16 protein-coding genes and 2 pseudogenes are annotated in these 14916 nt (G+C 58.2%); 8 read left to right on the top strand and 10 right to left on the bottom strand.

Features of this window, described 5'->3' with window-relative positions; translation table 11 throughout:
* Positions 1-407: 407 nt before the first annotated feature.
* On the top strand, positions 408-695 hold the full coding sequence (locus OKW37_RS39165) for a high-potential iron-sulfur protein (protein WP_221309201.1): 288 nt from the start codon (positions 408-410) through the stop codon (positions 693-695).
* Between the two features lie 315 nt (positions 696-1010).
* Here OKW37_RS39165 and OKW37_RS39160 read toward each other — a convergent pair whose 3' ends face one another.
* Positions 1011-1796: an IclR family transcriptional regulator gene (locus OKW37_RS39160; RefSeq protein WP_018422624.1), complete on the bottom strand. Its 786-nt coding sequence runs from the start codon at positions 1794-1796 to the stop codon at positions 1011-1013.
* A 186-nt stretch (positions 1797-1982) separates the two neighbouring features.
* Here OKW37_RS39160 and OKW37_RS39155 point away from each other — a divergent pair, with 186 nt between their 5' ends.
* Genes OKW37_RS39155 through OKW37_RS39145 form a run of 3 tightly spaced genes read left to right on the top strand, consistent with a single transcriptional unit; the run spans position 1983 to position 4339 of the window.
* Positions 1983-3266, top strand: a complete 1284-nt coding sequence (locus OKW37_RS39155; RefSeq protein WP_429402515.1) for an MFS transporter — start codon at positions 1983-1985, stop codon at positions 3264-3266.
* A 4-nt stretch (positions 3267-3270) separates the two neighbouring features.
* Positions 3271-3717 (top strand): type II 3-dehydroquinate dehydratase, encoded by a 447-nt coding sequence (locus OKW37_RS39150; RefSeq protein WP_429401981.1) that lies wholly within the window; start codon positions 3271-3273, stop codon positions 3715-3717.
* 16 nt (positions 3718-3733) lie between these two features.
* On the top strand, positions 3734-4339 hold the full coding sequence (locus OKW37_RS39145) for a cation diffusion facilitator family transporter (RefSeq protein WP_429401983.1): 606 nt from the start codon (positions 3734-3736) through the stop codon (positions 4337-4339).
* 9 nt (positions 4340-4348) lie between these two features.
* On the opposite strand, the gene OKW37_RS39140 is transcribed toward OKW37_RS39145, so the two are convergent.
* A complete protein-coding gene (locus OKW37_RS39140) occupies positions 4349-4621 on the bottom strand; it encodes a hypothetical protein (protein ID WP_429355186.1) in 273 nt (90 codons plus the stop codon).
* Positions 4622-4920: 299 nt separating this feature from the next.
* Here OKW37_RS39140 and OKW37_RS39135 point away from each other — a divergent pair, with 299 nt between their 5' ends.
* Positions 4921-5736 carry a class I SAM-dependent methyltransferase gene (locus OKW37_RS39135; protein WP_429332636.1) on the top strand — a complete coding sequence of 272 codons (816 nt, stop codon included), beginning with the start codon at positions 4921-4923 and terminating at the stop codon, positions 5734-5736.
* A 29-nt stretch (positions 5737-5765) separates the two neighbouring features.
* On the opposite strand, the gene OKW37_RS39130 is transcribed toward OKW37_RS39135, so the two are convergent.
* The 3 genes from OKW37_RS39130 to OKW37_RS39120 form a co-directional block, all read right to left on the bottom strand.
* Positions 5766-6071 (bottom strand): acylphosphatase, encoded by a 306-nt coding sequence (locus OKW37_RS39130; RefSeq protein WP_090810768.1) that lies wholly within the window; start codon positions 6069-6071, stop codon positions 5766-5768.
* Between the two features lie 103 nt (positions 6072-6174).
* A complete protein-coding gene (locus OKW37_RS39125) occupies positions 6175-7263 on the bottom strand; it encodes a hypothetical protein (protein WP_184061801.1) in 1089 nt (362 codons plus the stop codon).
* A gap of 22 nt (positions 7264-7285) precedes the next feature.
* Positions 7286-7726 carry a hypothetical protein gene (locus OKW37_RS39120; protein ID WP_429401987.1) on the bottom strand — a complete coding sequence of 147 codons (441 nt, stop codon included), beginning with the start codon at positions 7724-7726 and terminating at the stop codon, positions 7286-7288.
* Between the two features lie 1010 nt (positions 7727-8736).
* Between OKW37_RS39120 and OKW37_RS39115 the strand changes: the two genes are divergently transcribed.
* On the top strand, positions 8737-10371 hold the full coding sequence (locus OKW37_RS39115; RefSeq protein WP_316251985.1) for an NADP-dependent glyceraldehyde-3-phosphate dehydrogenase: 1635 nt from the start codon (positions 8737-8739) through the stop codon (positions 10369-10371).
* Positions 10372-10533: 162 nt separating this feature from the next.
* On the opposite strand, the gene OKW37_RS39110 is transcribed toward OKW37_RS39115, so the two are convergent.
* From OKW37_RS39110 to OKW37_RS39095, 4 genes and pseudogenes are all read right to left on the bottom strand, one after another.
* A complete protein-coding gene (locus OKW37_RS39110; RefSeq protein WP_429402548.1) occupies positions 10534-10695 on the bottom strand; it encodes a hypothetical protein in 162 nt (53 codons plus the stop codon).
* A gap of 10 nt (positions 10696-10705) precedes the next feature.
* Positions 10706-10882: a hypothetical protein gene (locus OKW37_RS39105; protein ID WP_184005448.1), complete on the bottom strand. Its 177-nt coding sequence runs from the start codon at positions 10880-10882 to the stop codon at positions 10706-10708.
* A 316-nt stretch (positions 10883-11198) separates the two neighbouring features.
* A complete protein-coding gene (locus tag OKW37_RS39100; RefSeq protein ID WP_429401989.1) occupies positions 11199-11645 on the bottom strand; it encodes an SRPBCC family protein in 447 nt (148 codons plus the stop codon).
* Positions 11646-11994: 349 nt separating this feature from the next.
* Positions 11995-12350: pseudogene (locus OKW37_RS39095) on the bottom strand (transposase); the annotation flags it as partial.
* A 206-nt stretch (positions 12351-12556) separates the two neighbouring features.
* On the opposite strand from OKW37_RS39095, the gene OKW37_RS39090 reads away from it, so the two are divergent.
* Positions 12557-13498: a sterol desaturase family protein gene (locus tag OKW37_RS39090; protein WP_429401991.1), complete on the top strand. Its 942-nt coding sequence runs from the start codon at positions 12557-12559 to the stop codon at positions 13496-13498.
* A complete protein-coding gene (locus OKW37_RS39085; protein ID WP_429401993.1) occupies positions 13498-14652 on the top strand; it encodes an acyltransferase family protein in 1155 nt (384 codons plus the stop codon). The genes OKW37_RS39090 and OKW37_RS39085 overlap by 1 nt, the downstream gene beginning before the upstream one ends.
* 36 nt (positions 14653-14688) lie before the next feature.
* On the opposite strand, the pseudogene OKW37_RS39080 reads toward OKW37_RS39085, so the two are convergent.
* Positions 14689-14808, bottom strand: a pseudogene (locus OKW37_RS39080) (IS5/IS1182 family transposase); the annotation flags it as partial.
* Positions 14809-14916 lie beyond the last annotated feature (108 nt).

Here is a 14916-nt window from a genome sequence, read left to right as displayed (position 1 = left end):
GCGGCACAGCGCACTCAAGCGAGCGCGGTCTCACAGCCGAAAACTCGGCGCGAGACCCAGGGCCGCTTCTGGAGTTCTCCGGACTTCGCTTTGGTCCGGTTCACAACGATAGCGGGCCGCGCAAGATCATCTTCATATCCCGCTCCTCGTACCGATCAGCTTCTGCGTCACATCCAGTTCCACGATCGACCCTCCGTGGCTCGGTCATGCCTCGGCTTTCAATATATCGCACGTGATATTTCACCCAACAGGCCGGCTGCGAAACTGGTGTTCGACAATCGACAGGTATGCTGATTGCTCATGTTATGACGAGGCGGTTTGCGATTGACCGGTTCACCGTCACTTTGCCACCGTCTGATTGGGTCTCGAAAGGAGTTTCGATCGTGTCGCTCTCTCGCCGTCATTTCATGATACTTGCCGCATCCGTTGCCTCAACGACGGTTCTCTCGACAAAGTCAAACGCGGACGCGCCGGTGCTGTCCGAAAACGATCCGACCGCACTGGCCCTCGGATACAAGATGGACGCATCGAAGGTCGACAAGGCGAAATTCCCTCGGTACCAGACAGGGCAGACCTGCGCCAATTGCCAACTGTATCAAGGCAAACCCGGTTCCACGAATGGGCCGTGTCCGACCTACGGGGGCAAGCTGGTCGACGCAAAAGGGTGGTGTAACGCCTACGTGAAAAAGGCGTAATTTACACGCCGTCGTTGTGCTTCATCGTAGCTCGCGCCGATAGCCGCGTTCCAGTGCGCCGTTATGACAAGGAATAACAAGCTAGCCTCCGTTCAGCACCATCTCACCTGGTCATATCCAACAGGATCGACCGTCTAGTCCGGCCACTTGCGGGTTTTGGGGCGAAGCCCGAGTGTGATGGCAGCATGGCGCCCGACCGTTAGTTGCGCATCCGACAGGAAGACGTTCGGTCATCTGCGCCAACGTATCGGAGGCCGCAGTTCGGCGCGAAGCGGACGAAGTTCGCCGGTCGGATGGCTTTACACGTGTGTCTGGTCATCCCTTGCCGAGCGGCGGCCGACTCGGGAATCCCGCCATATTGCTTAGCTGGGCCAGTTCATTCGCCGCCTCGCGCAGCAGCATCGAGTACTCGTGAATCTTCTCGGTCGTCAGCCGCACCCGCGGACCGGCCAAACTGATGACGCCGACGCAACGCGAGCCGCTCACCACGGGCACCGCCACCGCTGACATGCGCGGGGCAAACACCTCGTCGATCATCGCGTAGCCACGCACGCGCGCAGCGTGCAGGAAGCCCAGCAGCGCCTTGAGCGTCGTCGGCGCATTGGGTCCAAACTCATTGGGCTGTCCAAAACCCTGCTTCAAAACCAGTGCCGCCGCCTGTTCGTCAGTCATTGTCATCAGCCATGCGTGTCCGGTCGACGTGCATGAAAGTCGTGCTGCCTGGCCCATGTCAGGATCGTAGCGAAAGCCGATGCGCTGTCCGTCCGCCTTCCCCACCCAGATGATTGCTTCGCCGTCCACCAACGACAGCCGCGCCAGTTCACCTGTCTGCGCAGCGACGCGTTCGATGATCGGCTGGGCGATATCCGCGATGCCCGTCAGGCTCAGGAATTCCAGCCCGTTCGACGTCATACGCATTGTCAGAATGTAGCGGCTGTGATCGACCAGTTGCCTGACATAGCCGCCTTCGATGAGCTCGGCGAGCACGCGGTGGCACGTGCTGCGGGGCAGGGACAAAGCGTCGGCAATCGCCAGAAGACCCGCGCCTTCGGCTTGCGTCGCCAGGAAATCAAGAATTCTCAGGCCGTTTTTGAGCGACATTTCGCGTGATTTTCATTATGTGCAATGCAGTTCCGGTGCGGAACGCCTCGCTTTCCGAGCGCAAACAATAGCACTTGTTCGTCGCCAGAACGAACGGTTCGACATATGAGGAATTCAGGAGACAACATGTCATTTTTTGCTGATTCAGGCCTTGCCGCGGAACAACAGTCCGCGCAGGCTCACTTGATGGCGCGTCGGGCGGTGGCAGGCGCAACCGTCGGAACGGCGCTCGAATGGTTCGACTTCGCGCTGTATGGTGTGGTCGCGGCCACGATCTTTCCAAAGCTGTTTTTCCCATCGCTGGACCCGACCGCCTCGCTGCTCGCGTCGTTGGCTAGTTTCTGGGCAGGGCTGGCCGCACGCCCGTTAGGCGCGGTGATCTGCGGGATGCTCGGGGACCGTTGGGGACGCCGCAAACTGATGCTTATCACCGTGTCGGTAATGGGAGCTTCATCGTTCCTGATGGGGCTGTTGCCCACTTACCACCAGGTTGGCATCCTCGCGCCGACGTTGCTGGTGACACTGCGCATCATCCAGGGATTCGCGCTTGGCGGCGAGTCGACGGGCGCGCAACTGATGGCGGTCGAGCATGCGTCTGCTAACCGACGCGGTTGGTATTCGGGCCTGCTTGGCATCTGCTCGCCACTCAGCCAGATTCTCGCCAACTTCTCGCTCTTTACACTGGCCGCGTTGCTTTCATCGGACGACTTCGACTCCTGGGGATGGCGAGTCCCGTTCCTCGCAAGCTTTGTGCTGGTGCTGCTGGGTATCTACATCCGCAGGAAGGTTAGCGAGACACCGGCCTTCGAGGCGCTCAGGAAGACTGGCTCGCCCACACGCGCTGCCAATCCGCTAGGCACCGTTTTCAAATATCACTGGCGCACCGCGCTTCGCCTGACGCTGTTCTTCTGTGGCCCGGCCGCACTGTTTTATCTGATCGTGGTTTTCTCGCTCAGCTATCTGACGAAACACCTCGGCGTACCCAAGCAGACCGGTTTCATGCTGCTGATGGTTGCGAATGTCTGTGCCATCGCGGGAGCGCTGGCGGGCGGTTATCTGAGCGATCGGATCGGACGCAAACGTGCGCTGATGATCGGCTCGTTCTGCACGCTGATCTGCTGCCTGATCTACTTTCCGATTCTCAACCAGAACTCGATCGCCATGACGATGGCCGTGATGGGCGCCTTCCTCGGCTTCACACAGTTCCAGAGCGGCATCCAGCCGGTGTGGTTCGCCGAGTCGTTTCCGACCGATGCGCGCTACACGGGGTCCGCACTGTCGTACTCGGGAGCCAACCTGCTCACCGGCGGCCCGATGCCAATCGTCGCCGTGGCGCTGCTCAATGCCTTTAACGGTTCCCCTTGGGCCATCGTAGCGGTCTGCGGCTCGCTGAACCTGATCTCCTTCCTGATGATCGCAATATCTCGGGAAACCAAAGACACGCCCCTGGAACGCTCTTCTACACACTGACACCATGACTCGCAAACTCTACATCCTCAATGGCTCCAACCTGAACATGCTGGGCGCGCGGGAGCCTCATCTTTATGGCAGTACTACGCTGAAGGACATCGAACAGAACTGCCTCGCGCTGGCCGACGCCCTCGAGTTCGACTGCGTATTCCGACAGACGAACAGCGAAAGCGAGTTGATCGACTGGATCCAGGAAGCATTCTTGCAGGACGCCGCGCTGATCATCAATCCAGCCGGCTTTTCATTCGGTCGGATTTCGGTGCTCGACGCAGTCAAGCTCATCCGCCGACCAGTAGTGGAATTGCATATCACCAACATTCACCGACGCTCGGAGGAATATCGTCACTCGACGATTTCGGTGGCGGCTACCGCGGTAATTTGCGGGGCTGGCGCAAACGGATACTTGCTAGCAATCCGCGCGATTGACGATCTGTGGGGCAACCAGACCTGAGCCGGCTCCTCTATCCATGAAGCACGCGGGCTCCTCGATGGAGCCCGAGTTCGGCTGGGGCGTCTTCTACGCAGTGGTGGTTGCCACGTTCGCCTTCCTCATGTTCTTGCGCGAGCGGCGCGTGAATCGCGCGATCGACTCCGAACTGATAGGGCTCGACATCAAGAACTGGCTGATGTCGGCGTGCGTCAGCGCGGCGCTGTTGCTGGCGTTTTCGATTGCATGGCTGCTCGAACGAATCGGGCACGGCCACCTGACACCGTACATCGACCCCGGCGTGCTCGCACTACTGACGCTCGTCCTGATCCCGATGCCGATCGGAACCGTGATCGGCGCGGTCAAGGAAGTGTTGCTGATCACGCCGCCGGATCTGGAGCGCGGGCTGCGCGACCTGATGCAACAACTGACCGCCGACTACGGCTTCGTCAAGCACTCGCACTACGCGACGCGCGTCGGCCGCGGCCTGTTCGTCGAGGTGCATATCGTGTTGCCCGAGGCGATGGAGCACGCCGGCGTCCGCCCGCTCGATCAGATCCGCGACAGGATCTCGCGCGCAATCGGCGAATCGGGCCCGGACCGCTGGCTGACGGTGGCGTCCACGCGCGACCCGCGCTGGTTGTAACTTTCGCGACTAGTCCCCGAACGGGTTGTTGGTGTCCTTCACTTCGGTACTGAGGTTGTATTCCGCACGCATGGCCTTGAGTACGCCCTCGATGTCGCGCTCGAAGCCGATAGCGTTACCGAAGTGGGCCATATTCCAGTTGCAGCCTGTCTTGTCAGCCTCTTGCAATTGCGGCCGCGGCACGCGAATCTTCACGCCATCCTCGACGATTTCCTGCAGTCGATGGAGTCGCCGACTGACCTCCTGCTGAAGCTGCGAGGCATTAAGCGTCTTGCGTATCATCCAGGTCTCCTCCCGGTTGCTCGAGCCAGTCTAACGCAAGTGATGCGTTTCGCGACCTGGCGCTGAAATGCGAAGCGCCAGAGAGAAAGCAGGCGTATCGGTTCGTGGGGGTGCGTCAGCCAGCGCCGACGCGCGAAAGTCTGGCGGCTTTAGACGACGTTGGTTGTGCGTCGCACCACACATTCGTTCGCTTTCTCTGTCGCCGCCTGGATTGTTTCCCCGATAGCCAGACATACGGATTACGAGGAACATAGGCATGCGCTAAAGGTTGCCAACGTGTAAAACCGGTGGGGGTAAGCATGGGACAACTCGACTTCAGTACCTTCGAGCACGAAGGTTGGGAGCGGGTCGCGCAGGCCTATCATGAGTATTTTGGTGATTTGACCGCCCAGTCGAACCAGGCCATGCTCGAGACCCTCTGCATTCGGCGCGGAGCCCGTTTTCTCGACGTCGCCTGCGGCCCGGGCTACCTCGCGGCGGCCGCCGCGCGCAGCGGCGCGGATGTCGCCGGGGTGGATTTCTCGGTCGCGATGGTCGACAAGGCGAGACGCGTCTTTCCGGCACTTGAGTTCCGCGTCGGCGACGCGGAGGATTTGCCATTTCCCGACGCAAGCTTTTCGGCGGTGGGGATCAGCTTCGGAATGTTGCACTTTGCGCACCCCGAGCGCGCACTCGCGGAGGCGTTTCGTGTACTGCAACCTAACGGCAGAATCGCCTTCACGGTATGGGCGACACCGAACAAGGCGGTTGGCTTCGGCATGGTGTTGAAGGCGATCGAGGAGCACGGGACGACCGACGTACCCGTCCCGCCGGGACCACCCTTCTTCCGATTCAGCGATTGGGAGGAATCGAAGCGCCTGTTACTCGATGCCGGGTTCGTCCAACCGGAGGTGCGGGAGTTGGACCTCACGCTCGTGCTTCGTGCTCCCACTACACCTTTTCATGCACTCCTGCGTGGTGGCGTGCGGGTTTCCGCGTTGCTACACGCGCAGACGCCGGCCGCGCTCGCGTCTATTGAACGGGCCGTCGCACACGAGGCGCAGGCGTATCGCAGCGATACTGGGGACCTGCGGCTTCCGATGAGCTGCGTTCTGGCTTCCGCACTCAAGCCTTAGGGCGAGCGGGTTGACTCAACTCAACTCAACTAGACCGTCGCGGCGAGCTTGAATTCATCGAACCTGGCTACTGGTGGCGATAGTTCCTGGACTTCCAGACGGTCCACCAGAGCTGCATGCGCACCGTCAACCAGCCAATCGCAGATTCGCTCGAGTTCTTCAGCGTGTCCTTGCAACACAGCCTCGACCGAACCGTCCATCCGGTTGCGCACCCAACCCGTGATGCCTCGAGCCGTGGCCTCGTTGATGCAAGCCTGCCGGTAACCCACCCCCTGCACGTGACCATATACCCTGACCAGTCTGGTCCGTAAATCGGTATCGAACTGTGGCGTCATGATGCACGTAACTGCAGGTCGGATAAGACGCAGCGCAATTGCCTCTGGTCGCTGTCAGTCCGCAAACAGAAGCGCTGCTCGACACGAATCGCGAATTCGACAGTCAACCTCCGCGCACCTCGTCGGTTTCGCCTGCCGAGTCTGTCGCCTCCCAATCCGCCTTCGTCGTTGCTGCTGGCGTCACCGGCTTGATACGTGTCCACCACGCGGTATTTGCCGGTGCATGGAAGCGGAACTGCGTGCTCCATGCCGCCCAGAACTCCCGCTGTGCGGCCTGGGACGTCGGGAGAACAAAACCTAACTTCTCAGCGAGTGCCGGCAGATAAAGGTCAAACGCTGATTTGACAACGTCGCCCCAGCTTCTTGCCTCAAGAATCGCAAGCCGATACGCAATTGCCGCAATGGCGGCCGCAATCGCAGCGTTCTGAAAAAGATCCGCCAACAGGTAATTACCGGACAGTCCGTCCGCAAGCCAGATGTCAATCGCTCGCACCAAGGTAAAGATGGACGTAAAGGTACCCAGAACGACGAGTCCGACCAGAAAGTCAACTGGAGCTCTCGAATCCGCAATGATTGCCTGATAGTCCTTTGGGATGACTGCAAGAAGACGCGGCCATACGAATATGCTGTCAACCTTATAGACTTCGCTCGAGTAACCCTCGAATGCACGCAACGTGTTCCCAAAGGCCGTAGGAAGAACGAGATTTTCATGCCGGGGGAAATCACGGGCGTTCCGCTCCTGGTTGCGGTACAGCCTCGCCCTTACGGTGGCTCGGTTCGATTCAGCCTTTCTGTATTCCAACGATTCCTTTGAGGCTTTAAGCCGCTCGATTGTACTGTTCTCTGTAGCGAGTTCCGTACGGAGGCGTTCTATGAGGTCCAGCTGACGATTGCGGCGATTTCGCTCATCGCGCTTCCAGGCCTCGCGATTGAATGGCCATTTGTATCCTTCGAGAACCTGATAAAACCAGTTGTTCAATACCAACAGGATCAGCGATAGGACCCATACGATGATGAGGAAAGAGAACAGGCTTCCAACCTTGTCGCTGTCCGAGGTCGCTTTGTGTAGCAAATCGCAAAATGCCGGGATATCGGCGTTTGCCGCGAGAAAGCCTGTAAAGCCAAGCAGGGCCGGCAAAAAGAAGCCGAGGATAAATGCTTTGTCCAGCAGTTTCGATAGGCCCGAGAGCATCGGAGATTATCCCTTGGCAAGTTCAGCGACGCACTGGCGGTGGGTTGTCGTCATCTGGGTCCTGTTGCGACTGTCCCGGAAGACCTCCGAATTGAAGAGCCCGGTGAACCGCATTCAAATCGATGCTTGCCAGTTTGCTCGGCGGCGTTGCTGAGCCGGAGTCGTCTACAAGATGTTGATAGAGGAAATCGACAACCGCACTGAGGGCATTGAGGGCGCTCGCGTAATCTCGTGCAATCGCCAGGTCGTGGACTTCTACGGCCCGCCTCATCACCAATTCGCGTAGTGGTTCCGGTGCTGATTCGTATTGGCGAGCAAACGCGGCGTTCCGTTTGATCTCTTCAAGCCGGTCGATCGCTTTTGAGGCACTGCGGCGGCCCTGCCCCCTGGGTACATGCGTGGCGCTGCGCCCGACCACTTTTGTCAGCAGTTCGACGATTTCACGAGATGAGTTTTCTTTCATCCTGGCTCTCCAAGGGGAAAACACACTCGCTCCCCAGCCCCGCCCGGTCGTCAATGCTCGAACCGTTACTCGATGTTAGTACAGCTGTTCGGTAGGAGGAAACAGTATATCGGTGCGTACGCCGCAGAAGTGTCACGTGGACTTCGCAACAAGTGAACTATCGCCGGGTTCCTCGCTGCCTCGCACATACGGTTGGTCAAGCGAGCGGCACAGGACAATCCCTGAACGCTTGCCGGGCAATGTTCAGGAACACGCGGGCGCAATTCTCCGCAGCGAAGTGTTGGTTTCGGACCGTCGCTGCCCGGTCAAAGTGTAGGGTGAGTCCCACCACCGAGTCCATGTCGCCACTGTCACGCGAGCATTCAACGCCTACGCAGCCCGTTAGCGGCACGCTTGCCTGACAGCCCCTCCGTCGGCACGGTCTTTGCATCCAGAAACTGCGTCAACCGGAGATAGCCATGATGCGATGTTTTGCGGACTTCGCTCCCAAGCAAGCGCTGCGCGGCAGTGCAGCCGTACTTGCTGCCACCATACTCCTAACAGCATGCGGGACGGGAATGGCGGCATTCGCCGGACTGCTTCCGAAATCCGACGGGGTAGCGACCGCAGTGACCGCTACGCCGTTGGTCGAACTGCAGACCACGATGACGAATCTAATCGAATCCGGTTACGAGGACATTTCCGCAGCTGCTGACTAGGCTCGCCCGCAAGCTCGGCGGTGCCGCGCCACGTGATATCACTGTCGGAACCGACTTCACCGTTCATCAGGTGTTGAACACGGTTCGTCTTCAACTCTGTTCTCTGCCATTAGGTATGCTTCTCTCTGTGTCTTGCGCCCGCCGCGAAGCACAGCCACCAAACACCGGCACAGTCGCTTGCGCACGACCCAATGATCGGTCCGACAGGTACCGTTACGTCACCAGCGGGTAGGCACGGTCGCATTGATTGCGTTCGAGCAATCCCCAACTCCTGGCGGACCACCGCGTACTGCACGAACATAGGAGCGAAACGTGGCAAATATTGACTTCGAGAACCTCTGGCAGTTGTTTCCAGTCACCGACGATATTCCCGATTCCGCCCGCCTCGCGGAGCCGATTCATCAGCGCGTCTCGCTCGTCGATGGAGAACTGAAAGCATGGGATGGCGCCTGCAAGAACGTGCAGTCGCCAGTCTGCGTGCGACAAGCCTCCGGCGACGCTGAACAGGTCGTCATTGGCAGTTATCCGGTCATGGGCGAGGTCGAGAGCGATGCCGCGCTGAACGCGGCCGTGCGAGCCTACGATCACGGCCGCGGTGAGTGGCCAACGATGACAGTCGCGCAGCGCATCGGCTGCATGCAAGACTTCATTCGTCTCATGGCGGCCAGGCGCCATGAGATTGTGAATCTGATCATGTGGGAAATCGGCAAGAGCCTTGCCGATTCGCAGAAGGAGTTCGACCGCACCATCAGCTATATGCAAGACACTATCTCGGCGCTCAAGGAGCTAGACAATAGCAACTCGCGCTTTGTCATCGCCGAGGGAACCATCGGCCAGATTCGCCGCACCCCGCTGGGCGTCGTGCTGTGCATGGGGCCTTACAACTATCCGCTGAACGAAACGTTCGCGACGCTCATTCCCGCATTGCTGATGGGCAACACCGTCGTGTTCAAGCCGCCCCAATATGGCACGCTGCTGTTCTTTCCACTGCTCGAGGCTTTCCGCTCTGCTTTCCCGAAAGGCGTCGTCAACACGATTTATGCACCGGGTGCGGTGGTGGTGCCACACATGCTCGCCTCAGGAAAGATCGACGTGCTTGCCCTCATCGGCTCAAGCAAGGTTGCAGACCACCTGAAAAAACAGCACCCAAAGTCGCATCGGCTACGCGCCGTTCTCGGCCTTGACGCCAAAAACGCCGCGATTGTGTTGGCTGACGCCGACATAGACCTCGCCGTGAAGGAATGTCTGCTCGGTACGTTGTCGTTCAATGGTCAACGGTGCACAGCGCTCAAGATATTGATGGTGCACCGCTCGATCGCCGATACGTTTCTTCAGCGCTTTAACGCAGCGCTCAAAAATCTCAAGGTCGGCATGCCGTGGGAACAGGGTGTGTCCATTACACCGCTGCCGGGGATGCATCGCACGGCCTACATGACTCAGGCAATTGACGATGCGAAAGCGAAAGGCGCGGCGGTCGTGAACGAAGGTGGCGGCGTGTTCTGCAAAACTCTTTTCTATCCGGCCGTGGTGTACCCCGTGAAGGAAGGGATGATGCTCTATCGTGAGGAGCAGTTCGGACCGATCATCCCAGTCGTGCCGTTCGATGACATCGATACACCACTCGAGTATGTCATCACTTCGGACCACGGTCAGCAGGTCAGCATTTTCGGCACCGACGCTGCCCAAATTGGCTCCCTGGTCGACCCGCTCGTCAATCAGGTGTGCCGCGTCAATCTCAACAGCCAGTGCCAGCGAGGCCCAGACGTCTTTCCGTTTGCCGGCCGCAAGGATTCTGCGGAAGGTACGCTATCGGTCACCGATGCGTTGCGCGCGTTCTCGATTCGCTCCATGGTCGCGGCCAAGGAGACCGACCTGAACAAGACGCTGCTCGATACGATGGTCACGAATCATCACTCGAAGTTCGTGAATACCGGTTTCATCTTTTAGCGGCTCGATGGGTATCGAGCTCGAGTCCCGGTGCGGAGATTCAGCGCGCGATGCCGTAAAGGTCAGCGCATCGTGCGCATGGTTGAGTGAACGGGTCCATTCGTCAGTTGGAGCGATTTCGCACGACGTCCGGCCAGTCGATGCCCGTAGAAAAGCATAGGTTTAAAAGCGACGAATATTTGCGACCTGCTCGTATTGTTCCACACCGACTACGGCTCGGTATTCCTGCATCAGCCGGATGAGCGCCTGCGACGCCCTGGAAATCACACCGTAGACTTCCGGCTGCTCAGCGTGCACCAGCGCCTGCCCCAAAGTCATGGCCACGTCAGTCGCCTTATTGCAGTTGAACAGCGAGCAAGTCGTTGGCGAACGCGGGTCGGGCGGAGGCGAACTCCATCAGGTCGAGGAAGCCCTCGCTGACCGCAAACTCATGCAGCGCATCATCGCCGCTGTCAGCTTTGATGCGACCGTAGCTTTCGACCATTTTCAGGTCGGTAATCAAGTACATCATCTCAACCTCTTTCTGTCTGGGAATGCCCCGAGTTGTCGCGCTCATACCTCGACGGAAAGAATGCGCCCCGTCGGGCCGTTGTCGTCTCATGCTTCGGTCCGAAGAGTACGTAGCGTGGCTTAATTCAAGCTTAAACAATGCCAACGATGAGAACGCCTCGCCGCAACGGAGATTCGGCGGCGCCCAATCGGAAAACCTCGGGGAATAGCATTCAATCCGTCGCGAAGCGGTTGAACGCTGGACGGTCGTTTGGCGGGGAGAATAAGTGCCCTCGGGTCACTTGCTCGATGGCGGAGCAAGCGGCTGTTATTGAATGTCAGTCTGCAATCTCCGGCTCGACCAGCTTCGCCAGTTGCGCGAGCGACTCCTGCCAGCCGAGGTAACACATCTCGACCGGAATCATCTCGGGGATGCCTTCCTGCACGATGTTCAGTTCGGTCCCGCACGACACCTGCCGCAACGAAACGGTCGTGTGCATCTGACCGGGCAGATTCGGGTCGTCGAAATGGTCCGAATAGCGGATCTTTTCGAACGGCACCAGTTCGATGTACTCGCCGCCGAACGAGTGCCCCTTGCCCGAGCCGAAGTTACGAAACGACATCCTGTAAGTGCCGCCGACGCGCGCATCCATCTGATGCACGTCGCAGGTGAAGCCATACGGCGGTAGCCATTTCGCCATCGCGGCGGGTTCGAGGAATGCGCGATAGATATGCTCGGGCGTCGTGCGCAAAACACGGTGGAATTTGACGGTTCCGGTAGCCATGATGAGTGTGCCTTTAACTGGAGGGGCTGGACATACTGTCACGACGCGCCCGCGTTGCGGGAATCGACATGCACGAGACCAGGCAAAACCCGTAGACGGTTGACACTCGTTTAGCAGATGCATCGCCCCATACGGACTGCGTTGCGGTCGAAGCGTCCCCGGTCGCCATAGCGTCCCCGTCCTTTTTAGATGATCGATGATTGCAACGCATCAGGGACCGCCGGCCTACGCCGGCCATTGAAGTCCGGATGCATGGCTGCAATCGTTACCTTCAATCCGTTGCAAATGAGAACTTGGCAAGCCGGGGGCGTCCATGCATGGTGTATAGGCAACTTGATGAGCAGGGACTTCAGGCGGCGAGTTTCTGCTGAACCGGTTGATCGTCTTTCACCGGTTCGCCATCCCTGAAGGCAATGCCTTCCAGCAACAGCTTGATCTTTTCACGCGGCGCCAGGCTTTCTCGGCTTCCTCGATCAGCTTGAATGCCAGACCAAGGAAGGTGGGTCGCGACACACAGTTGCGCGTGCGCGTCGTACGGTGTCGCACCGTCGCGAACGTCGACTCAATCGCATTCGTGGTCCGCAAATGCTGCCAGTGCTCAGCCGGGAAGTCGTAAAACGCCAGCAGGCTTTCCCGGTCCTTCTTCAACGTTTCCGTTGCCTTCGGATATTTCGCCGCGTAGACCGTCACGAAACGATCAAACGCGCCTTCCATTCGCCATTCGAGGTCTTTGCCCCAACACTTGCTTCAGCAGTTCAACCTCAAGGCTCTAAACATTAACCCCGCCGTTGCGCTTCGACCTTGAAACCGCCGTTTACGTACGGCCATAAAACATAATTCGTATTACATATAGGCAATACCCGCTGAATGATGGCCGAAACTGACGGTGTGATGCGCCCCCGAGAGCACCCGTGTCCCACTATCCTCATCCTCATGGCAGCGTTGTGCAGCACAGCATTCGAAGACCTCCACATCTCGAATCGGGGAAAAAGATGCAAACGTTCGATGTGTTGATTTATGTTGCTCATACCTTGCGTGCGGGAGAGCGCGTAGGTGTTGCCTCTATTCTCTGCGTCGCCGTCGAGATAATGCTGCCGTATGGCAAGGTGTCGTTTGCATCACGCGCGCGCGGTATTCTGTTTCACATTTGTTATTTGTTTATAGGTGGGCTTTTCTTCGAACTTTATCATTCTGTGATCGTCGCACTGCATATCCGACCGCTTTTCTCGATATCGCTTGACGGCGTATTGGATTCGCCGCGGCCAGTCTGGCGCGCCACCAGCATCGCCCTTGCTATCGCTGGGGCGATACTGATTGGTGATTTGCTGTACTACTGGTTCCATCGCGCGCAGCATACGTTCGGTTTCTTATGGCGGTTCCACCAGGTCCACCATTCGATTCGCGAGATGAATGTGTGGAACTGCAATATGCATGTATCCGAGGAGTTGCTCCGTCCCCTCGTTGTCACGCTTCCAATGGCACTACTGATCGACTTCCATCCTCCATTCCTATGGTCGTTGATTGGCATGGTGATACTCATTCAGGGCACCTTCGAGCACGCCGATACACGCATCAGCTTTGGCCCGATTTCCTATCTGTTCCCAGACAATCGATTTCATCGAATTCATCATTCAGTCGAGTTGCGCCATTACAACCGAAATTTCGCTGCAGTCGTGACCTTATGGGACGTATTGTTTGGGACCGCACACTTCCCGAAGAAAGGCGAATGGCCCGAGGTCGGTCTTGACTACACTGATGAGCCTGACGGTCTGGTTGATTATCTGCTGATGCCATTCACCGTCAGGCTACCCGCCACCGCTGTACAAGACCCATCCCCACGGAGGACGGAGTGATGTCCCCACTCGCAACGACACTCGGATCGCGGCTTGCCGATGCGAAAAACAGGCCATCGGGTTTCGACTACATGCGTCTCGTGCTCGCCGTCCTCGTGGTCGCGAGCCACACCATTAACGTCTGTTATGGTCACAAGTTCACTCAAGCGGTATGGTCCGGGCCTGCACGAGCACCGCTCGCGCTAATCTTGCCAATGTTCTTCGCTCTGAGCGGTTTCCTGGTTGCCGGCAGCTTCGAACGTTGCCGCACGATCGTTTCCTTCTGCGGGCTGCGGGTACTGCGGCTGCTACCCGCATTGGCGGTCGACACGCTGATCGCCGCATTGCTGATCGGGCCGTTCTTTACCACGCTTCCACTTCATCAATATTTCACTGATCCCGAGTTCCGGGCGTACTTCCTGAACATTCTCGGAGACGTCCATTTCGCGTTGCCAGGTATGTTCGCCAACGATCCTTGGCCGGATGCAATCAATCAGCAATTGTGGACGTTACCGTTCGAACTAGCCTGTTACGTCGCATTGACTATTGCGTCGTATGCCGGCATGGCACAACGACCGCATCTTTTACTCGCCGCATCAATTGGTGCGAACGTCTTACTCGTTGCGCTTGCGCACCGTTCCGGTTCGGCTGGTATGACCGTACACGGACCGATGCTCGTTCTCTGTTTCTTCTATGGCGTTTGCGCGTACCAGTTCCGCAACCGGATCGTCTGGAGTTCATGGCTCTGTGTGCTATCTGGCCTCGTCGCAGTGATTTGCCTATCCGTTCGCGGCGCGGATTACTTCGCGGCGCTGCCCGCCGCCTATCTGACCGTCTTTCTCGGACTCACGCAACCAAGACGCCACCGCTTTGTCGCAAGCGGTGACTACTCATACGGCATCTTTCTTTACGGTTTCCCGATACAGCAAACTGTGGCCGCGATGCTTGCCCCGGCCGCCCTCACCTGGTACGTTCATTTTCCGATTTCCCTCGCCCTCACACTTCTCTTTGCAATGATGTCGTGGCATGGCGTCGAAAAGCGTGCCCTGAAACTGCGCGGCTTGCTGGACCGTATCGAAACCGGTGCGTTGCATATCGCCGCCGCCGTGCCGGGGGGGCGATATCTCGTACCGGCGCCCGCGGTCCGAATCACGAAGTCGCCGACCCTCGAATGATCGTCAGAAGGCGGGGAGAGGCAGCCGCAGAGATTCAATCTCGCGCAATTCGTAGCGGCGCTGCGGGGCGTCTTTGCTCATCAAGGTCAGATACGGAGCAGCGAAATACCACTTTTCATCCAATACATCCGTTGGGTAGGGCCTGCGTTTTTTCATGCCGCCAGGATGATATGACTTCTCGTGTCAATATGATCGGTTCTGTGTTTTCGATGTTTGAATTTCCTGAGGGCGACGTAGCAGTAAATCTCGACGGTGGATCAAGCT

The organism is Paraburkholderia sp. MM5482-R2 (assembly GCF_050436125.1).
GTDB lineage: Bacteria > Pseudomonadota > Gammaproteobacteria > Burkholderiales > Burkholderiaceae > Paraburkholderia > Paraburkholderia tuberum.
The sequence above is the reverse complement of the archived record's forward strand: the minus strand, read 5'-3'. Positions and strand labels throughout refer to the sequence as shown.